We start from the raw sequence: 18,029 nt of genomic DNA, 5'->3' as shown, positions 1-18,029 counted from the left end.
GCCGCGCCGCGGGTGCGCTGCGCCGGGCTAGCGCCGGCGCAGTACCCCCGCCGCGGTCTGCCACATCAGGGCAAGGTCGAAGCACAGCGTCCGGTTCTCCTGATAGATCAGGTCCAGCCGCGCCTTCTGCGGCACGCAGCGGCGCAGGTAGACGCGATCCGTCTCGGCCGCGTCGCGACAGCGCGCCAGCAGCCGCTCTTCGTGCCGGTGATACCGCAGCGTCGCGAGGCCGGTGATCCCCGGCCGGGAGCGCAGGACCCGGGCGTAGAGGTCCGGCCGACGCTCGACATAGCTGCGCAGGGGCGGGCGCGGTCCCACGAAGCTCATGTCGCCCTTCAGAACGTTCCACAGCTGCGGAATCTCGTCGGCACGGGTCTTGCGCAGCAGGCGCCCGGCCGGGGTGATCCGGCTGGCCTTGTCCCCGCCCGAGACGCCTGAATCGGTGTCGACAACCGTCATCGTGCGCAGCTTCCACAGCCGGAACGGCCGATCCGGGGCCCGCATCCGTTCGGCCGCGTAGAAGATCGGCCGCCCCGAGGTGGCCCAGAGCACCGCGATCAGCGCCACCAGCACGGGGGCGAGCACGATCGAAAGGACCAGCGCCAGCGCGAGGTCGAGCATCCGCTTGGCCGGCGTCATGCGTCGCGTCCCGCGTCAGGCAGGGCGTCGCCCTCGGCCACGAGGTCTGTCGCATCGCCCGACCCCGCGCGGCCGGGCAGGCAGCTTTCAAGCCGCGTGGTATCGAGCCAGAGCTCGGACACCGCGTCGGCCGGGGCGGGGCGGGGCCCCCAGTCGGCCCCCAGCGCATCCAGCACCGCGTCCATGCCGGTGGGCCGCGCCGCCGCCACGTTCAGGATGCCGGGCAGGGCCGCGCCCGCCTGGTCGAGCTGCAGGAGGCCGGAGAGGACAGCGGCCAGCCCCCGGGGGCCGATATAGCTGCGGCGGGGATAGCTGCCATCCGCGAACCGGTCGAGCGTCACGCGCCCCTGCCGCGCGGCATAGAAGGGCTGCCCGGCAAAGGCGACATTGCCCAGCCGCAGGATCGTCAGCCGCGGGGCGCCGGGGGCGGCCGCGGCCCGGATCAGGGCGGCCTCGGCCCGGGCCTTGGCCGCGCCGTAGGGAACAAGGGGGGAGGGCGGCGTGTCTTCGTCCACGGGCCCCGAGGTTGCGCCGTAGATCGATGAGGACGACGCCCAGAAAAGCCGCCCCGCGCCCCAGCTGCGCGCGGCGGCAAGGGCCGCGAGGGCCAGGTCGGCGTTCCGCTCAAGCTGCGCGCCGGGCCCGGGGACGACGCCGGACAGGTCGATGACCGCGCTGGGGCTGTCGGCCATCCGCGGGGGCGGAGCGCCCTCCATGTCCCAGATCGCGTCGATGCCCGGGGCCGCGCGCCGCGCCAGGCAGACCGGCGCGGGCGCCGCCGCGGGCCAGCTATGCCGGACCAGCCGGGCCACGGTGCCGGTCGCGCCCAGCAGGACGGGTGTCGTCATAGAAAATTGTCCTGTTTTCCGCCGATCATGGGTCGGCGTTGTTTGCCTTCGCCTTCTGCCATAGTAACGTGCGCGCGGGCCATAGCCAGACGGCGGGCCGGGGATATAGATTGGGACGATTGCATGAGATTTGGCGGACTTCTCTCGGCGGCCGGCATCGCGTTGTTCACGGCCGGGTGCGGAGATCTGCCGCGCGGCGGCCCGACCGAATCCGATATCGTGGGCGAGGTGACAGAGCCCGGGTCCGGCATCGCCTTCTACCCGGTGACGCGCGCCCTGATCCCGGCGGTCGAGGCCTGGCCCGACCTGGGGGCAGAGCGCTACAGCGGCTGGCCCGCGGCGACGGCCGGATCGACGGGCCAGATCATCGCGACGGGCGACCGGCTGGAAGTGCGGATCTGGGACAGCGAGGATAATTCGCTTCTGGTGTCGCCGGCCACGTCGCAGGTGGAACTGGGACCGCTCGTCGTGTCGCCGGGCGGCTCGGTCTTCGTCCCCTATGTGGGCGACGTGCGGGTGGCCGGGCTAAGCCCCGAGCGGGCGCGGCTGTCGATCCAGAACCGCCTGTCTTCGATCGCGCCCTCGGCGCAGGTCCAGGCCGTGCTGGTCGCGGGCGAGCAAAGCTCGGTCGACCTGGTCAGCGGCGTCTCGCAGCCGGGCAGCTACCCGCTGCAGAATCGCAATTCGTCGGTTCTGAGCCTGATCAGCCGCGCCGGAGGGATCCCCCCGACGCTGCGCAACCCGCGGGTCAAGCTGCAGCGCGGCAGCACGCTTTACGCCATTTCGGCCGATACGCTTTTCGACAATCCGCAGGCCGACGCGGTCCTGACGGGGGGGGACAAGATCATCGTCGAAGAGGATGAGAGGTTCTTTCTGACCCTCGGCGCCTCGGGCACGCAGAAGACCATCGATTTCCCCCGCGACCATGTCACCGCGCTTGAGGCGATGTCGATGGCGGGCGGCCTTGTCGCATCGCGCGCCGACCCCGAGGGCATCCTGATCCTGCGGGAATACCCGCGCACGGCGCTGACCGCCGGATACCAGGGGCCGCGGGAAGAGCGGGTGATCTTCGCCATCGACCTGACCAACGCCGACGGCCTGTTCGCGGCGAAGAACCTTGAGATCATGCCCGGCGACGTGATCGTGGCGACGGAAAGCCCGGTGACCTCGCTGCGCGTCGCGCTGGGGCTCATTGGGACCGGGTTCGGTCTTGTGACCGCGGCGGGCAATGTAGGCAACTGAGCGGCCCCCCCCCGCGCGCCCCGGGCGTGGGGATGGACACGACAGGAAAAAAGGCCCCGCCGCATACGCGACGGGGCCTTTTTCGTGTCGGGGTCGCCGTAGGTCAGGCGGCGTCGGAATCGTCCAGCGGACCGCCCGCGCCGGCAAACCCGGCCATCTGATCCTCGGCCCAGGCGCGGATGTCGTAGCGCTTGATCGTCTCGCGCATCCGCTCCATCCGGCCGCGCCGCTCGTCTTCCGGCATGTCGAGCGCCTGAAGGATCGCGCGGTCCATCGAGCGGTACGAGAACGGGTTGGCGAGGATGGCCGACCCCATCTCGATCGCCGCGCCCGCGAATTCCGACAGCACCAGCACGCCGTCGCCGTCGATGCGGCAGGCGGCGAATTCCTTGGCGACCAGGTTCATCCCGTCGGCCAAGGGCGTGATCCAGGCCACGTCGGCGGCGCAGTAGTAGCTGACAAGCTCGTCGAAGGGGATGGCGCGCGAGACCAACGTGATCGGCGTCCATTCGAAGGTGCCGAAACGGCCGTTGATGCGGCCGGCGACCTGCTCGATCTCGTTCTGGATCTCTTCGTAGACCGTCATGTTGCGGTTGGCCGAGACCGAGACGTGCATCAGACGCATCTTGCCGTGCAGGTGTTCGTTCTCTTCCAGCAGACGCTCGAAGCTCATCAGCTGGTCTGCGCCGCCCTTGGTGTAGTCGGTTCGCCCGACCGACAGGATCATCTTGCGATCGCCCAGCTCATCGCGGATCTGCTGCGCGGCATCCTTGGTTTCCGGCTTCTGGGCGAGGCTTTCGATGTAGTCCACGTCGACCCCCACCGGCGAGGCGGTGATCTCGACCTTGCGGCCCTTGTAGCTGATCGACCTTGCGACGCGACGCTCGGACAAGGCTGTACCTTCGACGATGAAATCGGGGTTTACGGGTTCGCGGCGCGGCACCTCGATCTCGAACAGGCTGTCGGCCACGCCGACGAAGTTCGCGGCGTAGCGCGGGATGTGGAACCCCACGACGTCGCAGGAGAGCAGGCTCTCGACGATCTCCTTGCGCCAGGGCAGCACGTTGAACATGTCCGCGGCGGGGAAGGGCGTGTGGTGGAAGAAGCTGATCCGCACGTCGGGGCGCAGCTGGCGCAGGTAGCCGGGCACCAGCCACAGGTTGTAGTCGTGCACCCAGACCACCGCCCCCTTCGACGCCTCGGCGGCGGCGGCCTCGGCGAAGGCCCAGTTCACCTCGCGGAAGGTCGGCCAGTCCACGGGGTCGTAGTTATACTTTTCCTTGAAGGAATGCAGGATCGGCCAGAACGCCTCTTTCGAGGTGACGTGGTAGAAGCTCTTGACCTGTTGCTCGGTCAGCGGCAGCCGCGAAACCGAGTATTTCCCGTAGCTGTCCTCGATCTCGACCACCCGCTTGAAATCGGGATTCGAGGGGTCTTCGGCCAGTTTCCACGCGACCCAGGCGCCCTTCGGCACGCGGCCGAAAAAGCCCTTCAGCGTGGGGACGATGCCGTTGGGGCTCTTGTTCTCGCGGAACTCGATCTTTCCGTCGACCTCGACCTCTTCGTAGGGCTGGCGGTGATAGACAATGACCAGATCACTGGGCATGAGCGAACCTCCTTCAGGGCATCTCGTGCAGATTGAGCTCGCGGATCGCCTCGGCGATCCCGGCCGCGCCGATCGCCTCGGCGGCATGAACATGGGGCAGGGGCGACACCCGGTCTAGCAGCGCCTGTTCCGATCCGCCCACCGCGACGGCCGGCAGGCCGCATTCCAGCATCGACAGGTCGTTCAGCGTGTCGCCGGCGCACAGAACCCGGTCGGGCGAGATGCCCAGATGGGCGGTCAACCGCTTGATCGACGGGCCCTTGCTGACGCCCTTGGGCAGGACGTCGAAATACTTGTTGTCGGAAATCAGGTGGTCGAGCCCCAGATCGTCGACGATGCCGATGGCGGCCTTGTCGAAGGTGTCGGGCGAGAGGTCGTAGCTGACGCGATAGCGGAAATCGGTCGGCTGCAGCGTCAGCCCCGAGACCCCGTCCAGCGCCTTGCGCACCCGGTCGCCGCTGTCGGCCCATGCCTCGGAGATCTGCTGCTCCAGCGTCTCGATGGGCTCGATCCGGCCACCGGGGCCGACCTGCGCGATGGTGGTGCCGACATCGCCCACCACGTATTCCGGCCAGGGCACGCCGCTTTCGCAGAGCTCGGCGATGAACTTCGGATCGCGGCCGGTGACGAAGACCAGCCCAACCGTCTCGCGGTTCGCCTCGATCCAGTCATAAAGCGATTTGCGCGCCTCCTCGGTCCCGCCGAGAAAGGTTCCGTCGAGGTCGGTGGCGAGGACGAAGTGCCGCCCGCCCATGTCGGGCAATTCGGCAAAGCTGTCGGGACGCATCAGTAGACTCCTTGATTCGGAACGGATCGGCCATCCGCGAAGGGATGGTTGAGCGAGATTTCGAGCGCCTTGGGCTCGGATTCGATCGGGCGGGACCAGAGGTCGCGGAAGGTGTCCTGCAGGTCGGCCTTGCGGTGCAGCACGGCGTGCACCGCGTCGCAGATCGGCAGCACGACGCCGATGCGGCGCGCAAGGTCGATGACCGAGATCGCGTTGACCTCGCCCTCGACGACGACATCCTCGCCGCCGAAGCACTCCTCGCGCGACAGGCCGCGGCCCAGCTGCATGCCCAGAGACATGTTGCGCGACGTTTCGGAGGAACAGGTCAGCGTCAGGTCGCCGGCGCCGGAAAGGCCGGTCACCGTTTCGCGGCGACCGCCCAGCACCTCGGCCAGCGTCTTCATCTCGTCCATGCCGCGGGTGATCAGCGCGGCGCGGGTGTTTTCGGCAAAGCCCGCGCCCGACATCATCCCGCAGGCGATGGCGATGACGTTCTTGACCGCACCTCCGATCTCGACGCCGACGATGTCGTCCGAGATGTAGGGCCGGAAGCTTTCCGACGACAGCGAGATCGCGAAGCGCACCGCGGGGCTGTCAAGCGGGTCCAGCCGGTCGGCGTAGCGGAAGGGAAACGCCACGGTCGCCGCGGTGGGGTGCGCCAACACCGTTTCCCGGGCGAAGGTGGGGCCCGAGATGGCGCCGACGGGGTGGCCGGGCAGCTCCTCGGACGCGACTTCGTTCAAGAGAAGCCCGGTATGTGCCTCGATCCCCTTGGCGCAAAGTGCCACCGGAACGCCCTTGTTCAGATGGGGGCGCATCTGCGAGCAGACCTCGCGCAGGGTCTTCGACGGCGTCACCACCATCACGGCCTGCGCGCCCTGCAAGGCATGGGCCATGTCGGTCGTGGCCTCGATCCCCTCGGGAAGTTCGGTATCGCCCAGGTACTTGGTGTTGCGGCGGTTCTGCGCGATGTCCGCGACAGTGTCGGCGTCGCGCCCCCAGACGATCACGTTGCGCCCGGCGCGGCGGGCGACGCTGGCCAGCGCCGTCCCCCAGGAGCCCGAGCCGATCACCGCGATACGGTCGTAGGGGTGGCTGTGGGCAGAGGTCTGGTTGGCCGAGAGGCTCTGCATCGTCATGGAGTGGTGCGTCCTTCCTGTTCGTGTCCGCGGGCACGGGCAAGAAGGCCAGGTGCCGCGGTCTGTTCTGCCGCGCCGCACGACGAGGCCCCTGTCGGGCAGTGCCTGCATCTTGCAGATCCTGCCGGTTCGGGGGCCCCGCCATGTCGCCCTGTCCGGCCGGTCGGTCCGTGGGGCGGCTTTGCTCCTAGGGTAGGCGGACAGCCGGAAGCTTCAAGCAGCAAATCCCCCGCCCGGCGGGTGCCGCAGGGGGCGCCACTGCGCAAAAGGGCATGTCGCGCGAAGCGGGCGGGGTGCTGTCCCGGGGCAATCCTGCCGGAGGCGGCGGGCGATCCTTTCGCGGTGCCCTCGCAGGGCCGGCGAGGGATCGCCGGGCATCCCTGGCGGGGCTGGTCATCCGCAGGCGTGTCAGGCAAGCTGTCCGCGTTGTTTAAAGAGTGTTTTGACCAATGATTGGGTAGATCGCCGAGGGCGCCGCCGGGTCACCCGCTGCGCGTGGAACTACCCCGGCGGTTGCGACGTTGGCGCCCGGGCCCGATCGCGTGGTCCGCCCGTCGCGATATCGACCTAGACAATTTACGGAGCGAATTAGCATGACGAAATCGGCCATCAAGACCGCGATCTTCCCAGTGGCGGGATTGGGGACTCGATTCCTTCCAGCAACGAAGGCGACGCCGAAAGAGCTGCTGCCGGTCATCGATACCCCCCTGATCCAGTATGCCATCGACGAAGCCCGCGAAGCCGGGATCGAAAAGCTGATCTTCGTCAACCATCCCTCGAAATCCGCGATCGAGCGGCACATCCGCCACGATGCCGAACTGCACTCGACCCTGAACGAGCGGGGAAAGGGCGACATTGCCGAAGACCTGCACCGCGCCGCGATCCACGAGGGCGAGCAGGAAATCGTGTTCGTCATGCAGGAAGAACCGCTGGGTCTGGGCCACGCGGTGCTCTGCGCGCGGGACGAGGTTTTGCCGGGCGCGGTGGCCGTTATTCTGCCCGACGATCTGATGCTAGGCGAGCCCGGGTGCCTGACCCAGATGGCGCAGGCCTATGCCAAGACCAAGGCCGGGCACATGGTCGCCGCCATGGATGTCGATCAGGAGCGCGTTTCGTCCTACGGCGTGCTCGACGCCACGCATACCGACGGTCCGCTGACCTTTGCCAAGGGCATGGTCGAAAAGCCCAAGCCCGAAGAGGCGCCTTCGACCAAGGCGGTGGTCGGGCGCTACGTGCTTGACGGCTCGATCTTCGACGACCTCGCGGTGCAGGAGCCCGGCGCAGGCGGCGAGATCCAGTTGACCGACGCCATTGCCGCTGGGATCGAGCGTGTGGGGCTTGTCGGGTTCTCCTTCAGCGGACGCCGCTTCGACTGCGGCTCGAAGCAGGGCATGCTTGCCGCGACGCTGACGCTGGCCTCGGAAGATCCCGACTACGCGGACGTGCTGGCCGAATTCTGTGGCAATCTCGGCGGAACCCGCTCCGCCGCCTGACGGGGCGGGGACAGGCCCCGGATGACATGACGGGCGGCACACCTCTCGCTTCACGCACTGCGCAACGCCCGCCGGCCCTGCCGGCGGGCGTTGCGCATGTTCGGGTGTCTCGTGATCCGCTGACAGGACCGCGGCCCGCCGGGGCGCCGAAGCTACGTAAGCGGTGCCCGAATCGACATGCGATCCCGTCCCGGGGATGTCGGCAGGCGACAGGCAGAGGGTGATGCCCGCGATGGCAGCGCGATCAACAGCGCGCCCGGAGCCGTGCGCAGCCCATGCTTCGCCAAGTTGACGACCTTTATCGACAGGTCTCCGTTTTTAAGGGCCAGCAGGCCAAAGCGCCGCAGCCCCGGTGGCCACCGGGCTAGTCCGCGGCGATCGCGGGGGCGGCCAAGGGTTTCACGACACGGGCGGAGGGAAAGCGGTAGCTCAGTGCCTCGGCAAGGTGTCCGGTCCCGACGCGGTCGGACCCTTCCAGATCGGCGATGGTGCGGGCGACGCGCAGCACCTTGTGATAGCCGCGGGCGGTCAGGCCGAACCGTTCGGCCGCGCGGGTCAAAAGGGCAAGGCCCGTGTCGTCGGGGGCCGCGACACGGCCAAGAAGGTCCCCCGTGGCGTCGGCATTGACGCGCACGCCCGGCAGACCGGCATAGCGGTCGGCCTGAATCCGGCGCGCGGCGCCGACACGGGCGGCCACGGTCGCCGAGGTTTCGGCCCCGTGCGAGTCGGGCGGCGGGGGGACGGGCGCGGGCGGGACGTCGATCCGCAGGTCGAACCTGTCGATCAGGGGCCCCGAGATCCGGCCCATGTAATCCTCGCCGCATTCGGGTGCGCGGGCGCAGGCGCGCTCGGGCTCGGCAAGATGGCCGCAGCGGCAGGGGTTGGCGGCGGCCACCAGCAGCACCCGGCAGGGATAGCGGACATGGGCATTGGCCCGGGCGACCATGACCTCGCCGCTTTCCAGCGGCTGCCGCAGCGCGTCCAGGACATCGCGTGCGAACTCGGGCAGTTCGTCGAGGAACAGCACCCCGTTATGGGCAAGGCTGACCTGACCGGGCGCGGCGCTGCGCCCGCCACCGATGATCGCGGGGGACGAGGCGGTGTGGTGGGGCTCCTGGAACGGGCGGGTCCGGGACAGCCCGCCACCCTTGATCATGCCCGAAAGCGACAGGATCATCGATGTCTCCAGAGCCTCCTCCGGCGACAGCGGCGGCAACAGGCCGGGCAGGCACTTGGCCAGCGTCGATTTGCCCGCGCCCGGCGGCCCCACCATCAACATGTGATGCCGCCCCGCCGCCGCGATCTCCAGCGCACGGCGGGCCCGTTCCTGCCCCTTGACCTCGCAGAGGTCGCGGACGACCGGCAGGTCGGCCACCTCGCCCGGCTCGGCGGGGGGCAGCCGGGACTGGCCGGTATAGTGACGGATCGCCTCGGACAGGTGGGTCGGGGCCAGGACCTCGGCGGCAGTGACCCACGCCGCTTCGGGGCCGCTTGCGGCGGGGCAGATCAGGGTGCGGGATTCGGCCGCCGCCGTCATCGCGGCGGGCAGGGCCCCCGCTGCCGCCACCAGCGTGCCGTCGAGCGACAGCTCGCCTAGCGACACGATCCCCTCGGCCACGTCGGGGGGCAGGATGCCGATGGCCGAAAGTAGGGCAAGCGCGATTGGCAGGTCGAAATGCGATCCCGCCTTGGGAATGTCGGCAGGCGACAGGTTCACGGTGATACGCTTCGACGGCAGCGCGATCGACAGGGCGCCCAGGGCCGAGCGCACCCTCTCTTTCGCCTCGCTGACGGCCTTGTCGGGCAGACCAACGACGGTAAAGGCCGGCAGGCCGGGCGAGATCGCGCACTGAACCTCGACCAGCCGCGCCTCGATCCCCTCGAAGGCCACGGTATAGGTTCGTGTCGCCATGATCGTCGCCCCCGCGCGGTGTCGGGGCCCGCCCCGCCTGAGAGGCAGTCTCGGCGCGGCAGGGTTAGCAAAGGGTTAACGTCGTGCTTCCGTGTCGACCATTTCCAGGAAGGCCGGCCAGGCGGCGGGGTCGGCCGCGGTCTTGTCGCGGCAAAACGCGTTGCAAAAGCCCCAGACGCGGGTGTCGAACCGCAGGAAATGGGTGACAGGGCGGCCGGAATAGGGGCAGCTGCTGTTCTCGGCGGTTCCGTCGATGACGGCCTCGGCGGGCAGCGGCGCGGGGCCGGGCCAGGGCGCCCGGGGCAGATCCAGCCGGTAGGCCGGTGGTTCGGGCCCTTCGGCCGCCAGTCCCATCCCGCGCCAGCGGCGCAGCGCGGGATGGGCGAGGTGGGCCGCGACATAGGCCGCCGCGGCCGGGCCGACGGGCAGGCCATAGGTCGCGATCCGGGTCGCGACCGGTGCATAGAAGATGTCGGCCAGCGACCAGGCACCGAAAAGCCACGGCCCCTCGGTGCCACGCGTCTCGGTGGCGAAGGCCCAGAGCGCCTCGATGCGCGCGACGTCGTCGCGGACGGCCTGCGTGGGGGCGAAGTCCCGGACCGCGTAGCCCAGCCGCATCGGGCAGTCGCGCCGCAGGGCCGAAAAGCCCGAATGCATCTCGGCCACCAGCCATCGCGCGCGGGCCCGGTCGGCCGGGTCGGCGGGCCAGAGCGGGATGTCGGGATGGCGCTCGGCCAGCGTCTCGGCGATGGCGAGGCTGTCGCCCACGACAAGGCCCTCGGGCGTGCGCATCGCGGGCACGGTGCGCGCCGGGGCGACGGGCGCGAGGTCCTGCGCGAAGCTGCCGGAATAAAGCCCCGCCACATGGGTCGTGACCGGAAGGCCGAAGCTGTCGAAGATCAACCAGCCGCGCAGCGACCAGCTGGAATAGAGACGGTCGGCGATGAAGAGGTCGTAGGTCACGGGCCAGACTCCGATGAGGGCTCTTCGTCTTTGCCACGAGGCCCGCGCGGTGCGCCAATGACATCGCGTGACGGGGCCTGCGCGGATCGTGATGAATTGCCCGTCAGGGGCGGATCCGCCGGGGCCGGATCGGCGAGGGCCGGGGTGGCGCGGAAGGTCAGGCGCAAGGGGGCATCCCGCTTTAATCCGCTTCGCCCGGTCGCGGCCTTGCACCGGGTCGGCCGCGGGAGGCCTCTCAGATCACCTGATCGGCGCACTCTTCTGACCACCGGTCGTCGCGGCGCAGACGCGTCAGCGACAGGTGGCGGACGGGCTGGGCAAAGGCCTCTTGCGGGGGGATGGCGCGGGCGCGGGCGATCTGGCTGAGGATCGGGCCGAAATGCGCCACGACGATCACGTCGCCGCCACGGTGCGCGGCCTCCGCGGCCAGCCGGTCGGCGGCGGCGTCGACCCGGGCGGCGAGCCTGTCCCAGCTTTCCCCGTCCGGAGGTGCGACGGGGCCGGGCGTCTCCCAGAACCGGCGGATGAGCGTCGGGTTCTCGGCCTCGACATCTGCATGGGTGCGCCCCTCCCACGCGCCGAAATGCATCTCGCGCAGGGCGGGGTCGTCGGGCAGGCGCGGCCGGCCGCGCGCCAGCGCCGCGGCGGTCTGGCGCGCGCGCAACAGGTCGGACGAGATCACCGGTGCGCCCGCCGGCAGCGCCGCGGCCAGCCGGTCCAACGCCGCGGTGTCCGAGAGGTCGGCGGGCAGGTCCGTCCATCCGCACATGCTGCGCGCGTGGGTCGGTCCGTGCCGCACCCACCACAGCCGGGCGCAGGTCACGACGGCAGCTCCGGTAGCGTCCCCTTGAGCGCGAAGGGAAGCCCCGCCATGACCCCCGCGACCAGCCCCGCGCGGGCGGCGATTTCACGGTTCAGGCGGGCCTGTTCGCGCTGGAACCGCCGGGCCAGCGCATTGTCGGGAACGATGCTGAAGCCGACTTCGTTCGAGACCACGATGACCCGGCCCGGGGCCGCGGCGAGGGCCGAAAACAGCTCTGCCTCGGCCAGGTCCAGGTCGCTTTCCGCGAAAAGGTGGTTGGCCAGCCACATGGTGAGACAGTCGAACAGCGCCACCTCGTCACCGGCCATCCCCCGCAGGGCCGGGCCGGGATCGCGCGGGGTTTCGACCGTGCGCCAGCCCGCGCCGCGCCGGGCCCGGTGGGCGGCGATCTTGGCCTGCATCTCGCGGTCGCCGGCCTCGGCACTGGCGATATAGAGGCGGTTCGGCGCCGCGGCCTCGGCCAGCGCCTCGGCATAGGCGGACTTGCCCGATCCCGCGCCGCCTAGGGCAAAACTGAGACTTGGCAACATTCTGCGGAAACTTTCCTTCGGCCAACGGCGTTGGCGCTTCGTATCAAGTTCGCAGAGGAGGCGTAAGCCTTGCGTCGCGGGCTAAGGTTGGGGAACAGGCGATGGCACTTGACGGATTTTCAGAATATTCACTTTCGCGGCGCGCCATGCAGGCCGAGCTTCTGGATGCCGACACCGAATTGCAGCTGGCCTACGCCTGGCGCGATCAACGGGACGAACGGGCGCTGCACCGGTTGGTGACCGCCTACATGCGCCTGGCGATTTCGATGGCGGCCAAGTTCCGCCGCTACGGCGCTCCGATGAATGATCTGGTTCAGGAGGCAGGGCTGGGGCTGATGAAGGCCGCGGACAAGTTCGACCCCGATCGCGGCGTGCGGTTTTCGACCTACGCGGTTTGGTGGATCAAGGCCTCGATCCAGGACTACGTGATGCGCAACTGGTCGATGGTGCGCACCGGCTCGACCTCCTCCCAGAAATCGCTGTTCTTCAACATGCGCCGCGTGCAGGCCCGGCTTGAGCGCGAGGCGCAGTCGCGGGGCGAAAGCCTCGACCGCCACCAGCTGCGCCACATGATCGCGCGCGAGGTCGGCGTGCCCCTGCACGACGTCGAGATGATGGAGGGTCGGCTTGCCGGATCGGACTATTCGCTCAACGCCACCCAGTCGGCTGAGGATGAGGGCCGCGAATGGATAGATGCGCTTGAGGATGGCGGCGACCAGGCCTCGGACACCGTGGCGCGCGACAAGGACATCGGCACGCTGCGCAACTGGCTGGTCTCCGCCATGTCCGAGCTGAACGACCGCGAACGCTTCATCGTGCGCGAACGCAAGCTGCGCGACGACCCGCGGACGCTGGAATCGCTCGGCAACGAGCTGGGTCTGTCCAAGGAACGGGTGCGCCAGCTGGAAGCCGCCGCTTTCGGAAAGATGCGCAAGAGCCTCGAGGGGCAATCGGGCGAGGTCATGGGCTTTTTCGCCTGACCTGTGCGCACCATGCCTGTGCCTTGCCGGGCCCTGCGGAAACCGCGGGGCCCGTGGCGTTTCAAGGGCTGGCCGCAGAGCTGCCCGTAAGGGGCCCGGCGCTGGTGGTCGCTGCGGGCGGGCTTGAGTTCGGGCCCTGCGGCCCGTAGATCCGGGGCAGCACGCGCGCGCCCCGTCGCGCGGTTGCAGGGAGACCCGTCGATGCTTGCCGACACGCGCATTCTTCTGATCATCGGGGGCGGGATTGCCGCCTACAAGTCCCTCGACCTGATCCGTCGCCTGCGCGAACGCGGGGCACAGGTGACGCCGGTGCTGACGCGCGCAGGCGCCCAGTTCGTCACTCCGCTGTCGGTTTCGGCTCTGGCCGGGCAGAAGGTCTATACCGACCTCTGGGACCTGACCGACGAAGCCGAGATGGGCCATATCCAGCTGTCGCGCGTGGCGGACCTGATCGTCGTGGCGCCCGCGACGGCGGACCTGATGGCGAAGATGGCCGGCGGTCATGCCGACGATCTTGCCTCGACCCTTTTGCTGGCGACCGACACGCGCGTGCTGGTGGCGCCCGCGATGAACGTGCGGATGTGGGACCATCCCGCGACGCGGCGCAACCGCGACACGCTGGCCGGCGACGGTATCCTGTCGGTGGGCCCCGACGAAGGGCACATGGCCTGCGGCGAATACGGGCCGGGACGGATGGCCGAGCCCTTGGCCATCGTCGACGCGGTGATGGCCGCGCTGGGCGACGCGTCCGGTGCGGCATCGCAAGGGGCGGTGGCCATGTCCGGCGTGCCGGACGCGGGCGGGAAGCTGTCCCAGCCGGCGGCGCGGGCCGACGGGCCGCTCGCCGGACGCCACGCCATCGTCACCTCGGGCCCCACGCACGAACCGCTCGATCCTGTGCGTTACATTGCCAACCGCTCTTCCGGCGCGCAGGGGGCGGCCGTGGCGGCGGCGCTGGTCGCGCTGGGCGCGCGGGTCAGTTTCGTCACCGGCCCCGCCGCGGTGCCCCCACCCGAGGGCGTCGAGGCGATCCGCGTCGAGACCGCGCGCCAGATGCAGGCCGCGGTGCAGGCGGCGCTGCCCGCCGACATCGCCGTTTTCGCGGCCGCCGTGGCCGACTGGCGCATGCGCGAGACGCCGCGCGGCAAGATAAAGAAGACCTCAGGGGGTGTCCCCGCGCTCGACATGGTGGAAAATCCCGACATCCTGTCCGAGATTGCCCACCTGCGCGACGGGCGTCCCGCTCTAGTCGTGGGCTTCGCGGCCGAGACCGAGGATGTCGTGGCGCAGGCCACGGCCAAGCGTGCGCGCAAGGGATGCGACTGGATCCTCGCCAATGACGTGTCCGAGGGCACGGGGATCATGGGTGGTGCCGACAACGCGGTGACGCTGATCACCGAGGCGGGGCCCGAGACGTGGGACAGGATGGCCAAGGACGAGGTCGGGCGCCGTCTGGCAGCCCGCATCGCCGAGGCGCTGAGCTAGCGCGGCCCCCGCGCGAACAGACCGCAAACCGGCCCCGAACAGACGACAAGGAGACATGCCAGTGCACGAGGGACAAGGCGCCGCGGTGGTCGAGGTGGTGCGCGAGGAGTGGGCCGACCCGACCGTCGCCCTGCCCGAACCGGCGACGGCCGACGCGGCCGGGGCGGATATCCGCGCCAACTTCCCCCAGGACCAGCGGGACGGTGTCGTGCTTGAACCGGGCGCGCGGGTGCTTGTCCCCACCGGGCTGCGCGTTGCCGTGGCCCGCGGCTACGAGATGCAGCTGCGCCCGCGCTCGGGCCTGGCGTTGCGCGACGGGGTGACGCTGCTGAACACGCCCGGCACCATAGACGCCGATTACCGCGGGCCTCTCGGGGTGATCCTGATCAACCTCGGGCAGGCGGCATTCCACGTCGTCCACGGCGAACGGATCGCGCAGGCCGTGATCGCGCCCGTCTCGCCCGCCCGCTGGCACGAGGTCGCGACGCTCGACACCACGGCCCGCGGAACGGGCGGCTTCGGCTCCACCGGGCGGGGCTAGACGATGGCGCCGGTGCTTGTGCTCGCCGCGGTGCTCTGGGGGGTGGGCGCCGTGCTGGGCACGCCGCGCCGCACCCGCTGGACGATGATCGGGCTGCTCTACCTCGCCGTGCTTTTCGCCCATGCCGTCCTGCCCGAGGGCCACCCGCTGCGGACGACGCTGGGCGGGTCGCTGGCCGAATGGCTGGTGCTGGGCGGGCTGGTCGCGCTGGTCTGGGTCTATCGCAGGGGGCTGGCCGTCCTGAAATCCCGCGTCGCGCGGGACGCCGGAGCGCCCGAAACCGAGGCCGCCGGCCCGGCCCGGTTCAGGGAGGGAGAGCTGCCGCGCTATGCCCGCCACATCGCCCTGCGCGAAATCGGCGGGTCGGGGCAGACCGCGCTCAAGCAGGCGCGGGTGCTGGTCGTCGGGGCCGGCGGGCTGGGGTCGCCCGCTCTGCTGCACCTCGCGGCGGCGGGGGTCGGCACGATCGGGGTGATCGACGATGACGTGGTCGAGGCCACGAACCTGCAACGCCAGGTCGCCCATGCCGACGACCGCATCGGCATGCCCAAGGTCTTCTCTGCCGAGCGGGCGATGCGGGCGCTGAACCCCTTTGCCGTGCTGCGCCCCTATCACCGCCGCCTGACGCCCGAGATCGCGGCCGGGCTTTTCGCTGAGTACGACCTGATCCTCGAAGGCACCGACGATATCGAGACCCGCTACCTGGTGAACCGCGTTGCCGCCGGGCTTGGGGTGCCGGTGATCGGTGCCGCGATCAGCCAGTGGGAGGGGCAAGTGTCGCTGTGGCATCCCGCCTCGGGCGGTCCCTGCTACCAATGCGTCTTTCCCGAACCTCCCGCGCCGGGGCTCGCCCCCACCTGTGCCGAGGCCGGCGTCGCCGGACCCCTTCCGGGGGTGGTGGGGTCGATCATGGCGCTTGAGGCCGTCAAGCAGATCACCGGCGCGGGCCAGGGGCTGCGCGGGCGGCTGATGATCTATGACGGGCTTTATGCCGAAACCCGGGTCATCACGGTGCACAGCCGTGCCGATTGCCCCGTCTGCGGAGGGCAGGGCGCAGGGTAGGGCGACGCGCAGGGCAACGGGCAGGGCAAAGGGGAGCCTTTGCCGATCCCTCCTGGAGGGGGCGGCCACTAGCGAGGTGCCGAACCTTGGAGCGGCCATCGCCTGCTGAGGACGGAAGCGGACCCTTGGACCGGTGGCTGGGCTGCGATTGCCCCCGACGCGCCTAGCGCAGCCGCGCGATGGTCTCGATCAGCCGGTGCCGCGCCGGGGGCAGGGGGCGGTCGCCCATCGCCGGGGCGATGCGGTTTTCCAGGAAATGCCCCGTGGTCGACAGCCCTGCCAGAAGCTCGCTCAGTGTCGCCGGGCCCTGGCCCAGCATGCACAGCGGCAGGGGCAGCAGCCGGTCGGCCCAGTCGCCCGCCGCATCGCGTGCGACCGCCCGCCCGGTCCGGGGCGAGACGAAGGCCAGATCGTCACGCGACCCGGTGATCGCGCAGGACGACAGGTCCAGCCCGAACCCCAGCTCTTCGAGCAGCGCCAGCTCCCAGTGCAGGTAGGCCAGCGGCCAGTCGGGTTCGGTTTCCAGCGCGTCGAACATCGACACCGACATCGCGTAAAGACGCGGGTGGGGTTCGCGCTCGGGCAGCAGAAAGGCCAGCAAAGCGGTTAGGGCATTCAGCCCGGCCAGCGCCAGCCGGTCGCCCCTCACGCCCGCGCTGCGCGACTGCTTGGGTTCGACGGTGAAGCTGCCCAGCTGATCCTCGAGCCGGCCGCGCCAGGTCAGGTCGAGCTGCGCGCCGGGTTGCAGCACCGCCGACAGCCGTCGGCCGGCGCCGCCGCGCACCACGCCCGCGTGCCGCCCGCGGGTGGCGGTGAAGACATCGATGATCGCCGCGCTTTCGCCATGGCGCCGCACGGTCAACAGCGTGCCTTCCTCGCGCCAGTCCATAGCCACTCCGTTGCCGCGGGCGGAGGCCGTCCGCACCATCCTGATCCTAGGGCCCCGGGGCTGGGCACGAAAGCCCGTCCTGCCGCGGGTGGCCCGCCCGCCCGCCCGGCCGCGCGCCCGCGGGGGGCCGCGTTGCGCGACGGGGCAGGCTGCGCTATCGCTGTGGCCCAGCCCCGACGCTTACCGAAGAGAGACCGAGCCCCCATGACGACGTTCCTGCGCCCCTTCGCCTGCCTTCTGGTCCTGATCGCGGGGCTCGCCGGCTGTGCCACGCCAGATCCCGATGCACCGCTGCCCGAGCTTGGCGATTTCCGGCTGGGCCACAACATCGTGGTCGCCCCCGACGTGCGCAAGGGCCCGTTTTCGCGCGACGCCAGCACCGAAGAGCTGACCGCCGCGCTGTCCGAGGCGATCGAGGAGCGGATCGGCGGCTATGATGGCGACGGGCTTTACCACCTGGGCATCGGCATCGGCGGCTACGTGCTGGCGCAACCCGGGGTCCCGGTCATCTACACGCCGAAATCCGTGCTGATCTTCGACGTCACGCTTTACGACAACGCCACGCAGGAGAAGCTGAACGAAGAGCCGTTCCGCGTGACCGCCTTCGAAGGGCTGCAGAACACCGCGCCGATCATCGGCTCGGGCATCGCGCGCGGCAAGGAGGAGCAGCTGGAAAACCTGGTCACGCAGGGTGCCAAGCAGGTGCATGACTGGCTGCTGGATCACCCCGAGTGGTTCGAGCCCAAGCCCGGGCAGGTGCGCACGCCCTACGACCGCGACGCCGAGGCCGCGAACCTTGCGGCCTACATGGCACAGCGCCGCTGAGCCGCGACCCGGCCGCCCGTCGATACGGGCGGCCCCAGACAGTTCTCTGGAATGAAGGCCTGCGGGTTAGCGGGCTGCATGGCGGTGCGCGGACTGGCGCGCCCCCGGGCGGGCGACCCGGGGGTGTGACGGGGCGGCGCGAACCCGCCTGACGGCTTGATCTGCCGTGCCGGGGCAGCTAAAGAGCGCGCGATGTTGAACCGGGGCAAGGCCCCCACTGGAAAACGAGGCGCTTGAGGGCCCATGGCGAAGGCAAAATTCGAAC

Annotated in this window: 17 protein-coding genes; 7 read left to right on the top strand and 10 right to left on the bottom strand. The window is 70.0% G+C overall.

Annotated features, from left to right (window positions below):
- Positions 1-27: 27 nt before the first annotated feature.
- Together EKE94_RS16750 and EKE94_RS16745 are read right to left on the bottom strand one after the other, a co-directional pair.
- Positions 28-639: a sugar transferase gene (locus EKE94_RS16750; RefSeq protein ID WP_127907788.1), complete on the bottom strand. Its 612-nt coding sequence runs from the start codon at positions 637-639 to the stop codon at positions 28-30.
- The gene (locus EKE94_RS16745) at positions 636-1,487 is read right to left on the bottom strand and encodes an NAD-dependent epimerase/dehydratase family protein (RefSeq protein ID WP_127907787.1); all 852 of its coding nucleotides are present in this window, start codon (positions 1,485-1,487) and stop codon (positions 636-638) included. The genes EKE94_RS16750 and EKE94_RS16745 overlap by 4 nt, the downstream gene beginning before the upstream one ends.
- 123 nt (positions 1,488-1,610) lie before the next feature.
- Between EKE94_RS16745 and EKE94_RS16740 the strand changes: the two genes are divergently transcribed.
- Positions 1,611-2,729 carry a polysaccharide biosynthesis/export family protein gene (locus EKE94_RS16740; RefSeq protein WP_164870997.1) on the top strand — a complete coding sequence of 373 codons (1,119 nt, stop codon included), beginning with the start codon at positions 1,611-1,613 and terminating at the stop codon, positions 2,727-2,729.
- Between the two features lie 103 nt (positions 2,730-2,832).
- On the opposite strand, the gene ggpS is transcribed toward EKE94_RS16740, so the two are convergent.
- From ggpS to EKE94_RS16725, 3 genes are read right to left on the bottom strand one after another with little or no spacing between them, the layout of a single operon-like run.
- On the bottom strand, positions 2,833-4,335 hold the full coding sequence (ggpS, locus tag EKE94_RS16735) for a glucosylglycerol-phosphate synthase (protein ID WP_127907785.1): 1,503 nt from the start codon (positions 4,333-4,335) through the stop codon (positions 2,833-2,835).
- A gap of 13 nt (positions 4,336-4,348) precedes the next feature.
- Positions 4,349-5,122, bottom strand: a complete 774-nt coding sequence (locus EKE94_RS16730; RefSeq protein WP_127907784.1) for an HAD-IIB family hydrolase — start codon at positions 5,120-5,122, stop codon at positions 4,349-4,351.
- The gene (locus tag EKE94_RS16725) at positions 5,122-6,261 is read right to left on the bottom strand and encodes an NAD(P)H-dependent glycerol-3-phosphate dehydrogenase (RefSeq protein WP_127907783.1); all 1,140 of its coding nucleotides are present in this window, start codon (positions 6,259-6,261) and stop codon (positions 5,122-5,124) included. The genes EKE94_RS16730 and EKE94_RS16725 overlap by 1 nt, the downstream gene beginning before the upstream one ends.
- A gap of 593 nt (positions 6,262-6,854) precedes the next feature.
- Here EKE94_RS16725 and EKE94_RS16720 point away from each other — a divergent pair.
- The gene (locus EKE94_RS16720) at positions 6,855-7,754 is read left to right on the top strand and encodes a UTP--glucose-1-phosphate uridylyltransferase (RefSeq protein ID WP_127907782.1); all 900 of its coding nucleotides are present in this window, start codon (positions 6,855-6,857) and stop codon (positions 7,752-7,754) included.
- A 364-nt stretch (positions 7,755-8,118) separates the two neighbouring features.
- Here EKE94_RS16720 and EKE94_RS16715 read toward each other — a convergent pair whose 3' ends face one another.
- The 4 genes from EKE94_RS16715 to EKE94_RS16700 form a co-directional block, all read right to left on the bottom strand.
- Positions 8,119-9,666 carry a YifB family Mg chelatase-like AAA ATPase gene (locus EKE94_RS16715; RefSeq protein ID WP_127907781.1) on the bottom strand — a complete coding sequence of 516 codons (1,548 nt, stop codon included), beginning with the start codon at positions 9,664-9,666 and terminating at the stop codon, positions 8,119-8,121.
- A 75-nt stretch (positions 9,667-9,741) separates the two neighbouring features.
- On the bottom strand, positions 9,742-10,629 hold the full coding sequence (locus EKE94_RS16710; RefSeq protein WP_127907780.1) for a glutathione S-transferase: 888 nt from the start codon (positions 10,627-10,629) through the stop codon (positions 9,742-9,744).
- Between the two features lie 235 nt (positions 10,630-10,864).
- Entirely contained in the window at positions 10,865-11,452 is a 588-nt protein-coding gene (locus EKE94_RS16705; RefSeq protein ID WP_235856073.1) for a histidine phosphatase family protein, read from the bottom strand.
- On the bottom strand, positions 11,449-11,982 hold the full coding sequence (locus tag EKE94_RS16700) for a bifunctional adenosylcobinamide kinase/adenosylcobinamide-phosphate guanylyltransferase (RefSeq protein WP_127907779.1): 534 nt from the start codon (positions 11,980-11,982) through the stop codon (positions 11,449-11,451). The genes EKE94_RS16705 and EKE94_RS16700 overlap by 4 nt, the downstream gene beginning before the upstream one ends.
- 101 nt (positions 11,983-12,083) lie before the next feature.
- Here EKE94_RS16700 and EKE94_RS16695 point away from each other — a divergent pair, with 101 nt between their 5' ends.
- From EKE94_RS16695 to EKE94_RS16680, 4 genes are all read left to right on the top strand, one after another.
- Positions 12,084-12,962: an RNA polymerase factor sigma-32 gene (locus EKE94_RS16695; protein WP_127907778.1), complete on the top strand. Its 879-nt coding sequence runs from the start codon at positions 12,084-12,086 to the stop codon at positions 12,960-12,962.
- Between the two features lie 201 nt (positions 12,963-13,163).
- Entirely contained in the window at positions 13,164-14,447 is a 1,284-nt protein-coding gene (locus EKE94_RS16690; protein ID WP_127907777.1) for a bifunctional phosphopantothenoylcysteine decarboxylase/phosphopantothenate synthase, read from the top strand.
- A gap of 61 nt (positions 14,448-14,508) precedes the next feature.
- On the top strand, positions 14,509-14,988 hold the full coding sequence (dut, locus tag EKE94_RS16685) for a dUTP diphosphatase (RefSeq protein WP_235856072.1): 480 nt from the start codon (positions 14,509-14,511) through the stop codon (positions 14,986-14,988).
- Positions 14,989-14,991: 3 nt separating this feature from the next.
- Positions 14,992-16,050 carry a HesA/MoeB/ThiF family protein gene (locus tag EKE94_RS16680; RefSeq protein WP_127907775.1) on the top strand — a complete coding sequence of 353 codons (1,059 nt, stop codon included), beginning with the start codon at positions 14,992-14,994 and terminating at the stop codon, positions 16,048-16,050.
- Positions 16,051-16,213: 163 nt separating this feature from the next.
- On the opposite strand, the gene recO is transcribed toward EKE94_RS16680, so the two are convergent.
- Positions 16,214-16,939, bottom strand: a complete 726-nt coding sequence (gene recO, locus EKE94_RS16675; protein WP_127907774.1) for a DNA repair protein RecO — start codon at positions 16,937-16,939, stop codon at positions 16,214-16,216.
- Positions 16,940-17,143: 204 nt separating this feature from the next.
- On the opposite strand from recO, the gene EKE94_RS16670 reads away from it, so the two are divergent.
- Positions 17,144-17,764 (top strand): hypothetical protein, encoded by a 621-nt coding sequence (locus EKE94_RS16670; protein ID WP_127907773.1) that lies wholly within the window; start codon positions 17,144-17,146, stop codon positions 17,762-17,764.
- Positions 17,765-18,029 lie beyond the last annotated feature (265 nt).

This window comes from Mesobaculum littorinae (genome assembly GCF_004011175.1).
GTDB lineage: Bacteria > Pseudomonadota > Alphaproteobacteria > Rhodobacterales > Rhodobacteraceae > Tranquillimonas > Tranquillimonas littorinae.
Note: the sequence above shows the minus strand (reverse complement) of the source record. Positions and strands in the feature narration are given on the sequence as shown.

Bases quoted from the DNA above. Each gene is read 5' to 3' on its own strand.
- EKE94_RS16750 (WP_127907788.1), bottom strand. From the start codon at position 639: ATGACGCCGGCCAAGCGGATGCTCGACCTCGCGCTGGCGCTGGTCCTT.
- EKE94_RS16745 (WP_127907787.1), bottom strand. From the start codon at position 1,487: ATGACGACACCCGTCCTGCTGGGCGCGACCGGCACCGTGGCCCGGCTG.
- EKE94_RS16740 (WP_164870997.1), top strand. From the start codon at position 1,611: ATGAGATTTGGCGGACTTCTCTCGGCGGCCGGCATCGCGTTGTTCACG.
- ggpS (WP_127907785.1), bottom strand. From the start codon at position 4,335: ATGCCCAGTGATCTGGTCATTGTCTATCACCGCCAGCCCTACGAAGAG.
- EKE94_RS16730 (WP_127907784.1), bottom strand. From the start codon at position 5,122: ATGCGTCCCGACAGCTTTGCCGAATTGCCCGACATGGGCGGGCGGCAC.
- EKE94_RS16725 (WP_127907783.1), bottom strand. From the start codon at position 6,261: ATGACGATGCAGAGCCTCTCGGCCAACCAGACCTCTGCCCACAGCCAC.
- EKE94_RS16720 (WP_127907782.1), top strand. From the start codon at position 6,855: ATGACGAAATCGGCCATCAAGACCGCGATCTTCCCAGTGGCGGGATTG.
- EKE94_RS16715 (WP_127907781.1), bottom strand. From the start codon at position 9,666: ATGGCGACACGAACCTATACCGTGGCCTTCGAGGGGATCGAGGCGCGG.
- EKE94_RS16700 (WP_127907779.1), bottom strand. From the start codon at position 11,982: ATGTTGCCAAGTCTCAGTTTTGCCCTAGGCGGCGCGGGATCGGGCAAG.
- EKE94_RS16695 (WP_127907778.1), top strand. From the start codon at position 12,084: ATGGCACTTGACGGATTTTCAGAATATTCACTTTCGCGGCGCGCCATG.
- EKE94_RS16690 (WP_127907777.1), top strand. From the start codon at position 13,164: ATGCTTGCCGACACGCGCATTCTTCTGATCATCGGGGGCGGGATTGCC.
- EKE94_RS16680 (WP_127907775.1), top strand. From the start codon at position 14,992: ATGGCGCCGGTGCTTGTGCTCGCCGCGGTGCTCTGGGGGGTGGGCGCC.
- recO (WP_127907774.1), bottom strand. From the start codon at position 16,939: ATGGACTGGCGCGAGGAAGGCACGCTGTTGACCGTGCGGCGCCATGGC.
- EKE94_RS16670 (WP_127907773.1), top strand. From the start codon at position 17,144: ATGACGACGTTCCTGCGCCCCTTCGCCTGCCTTCTGGTCCTGATCGCG.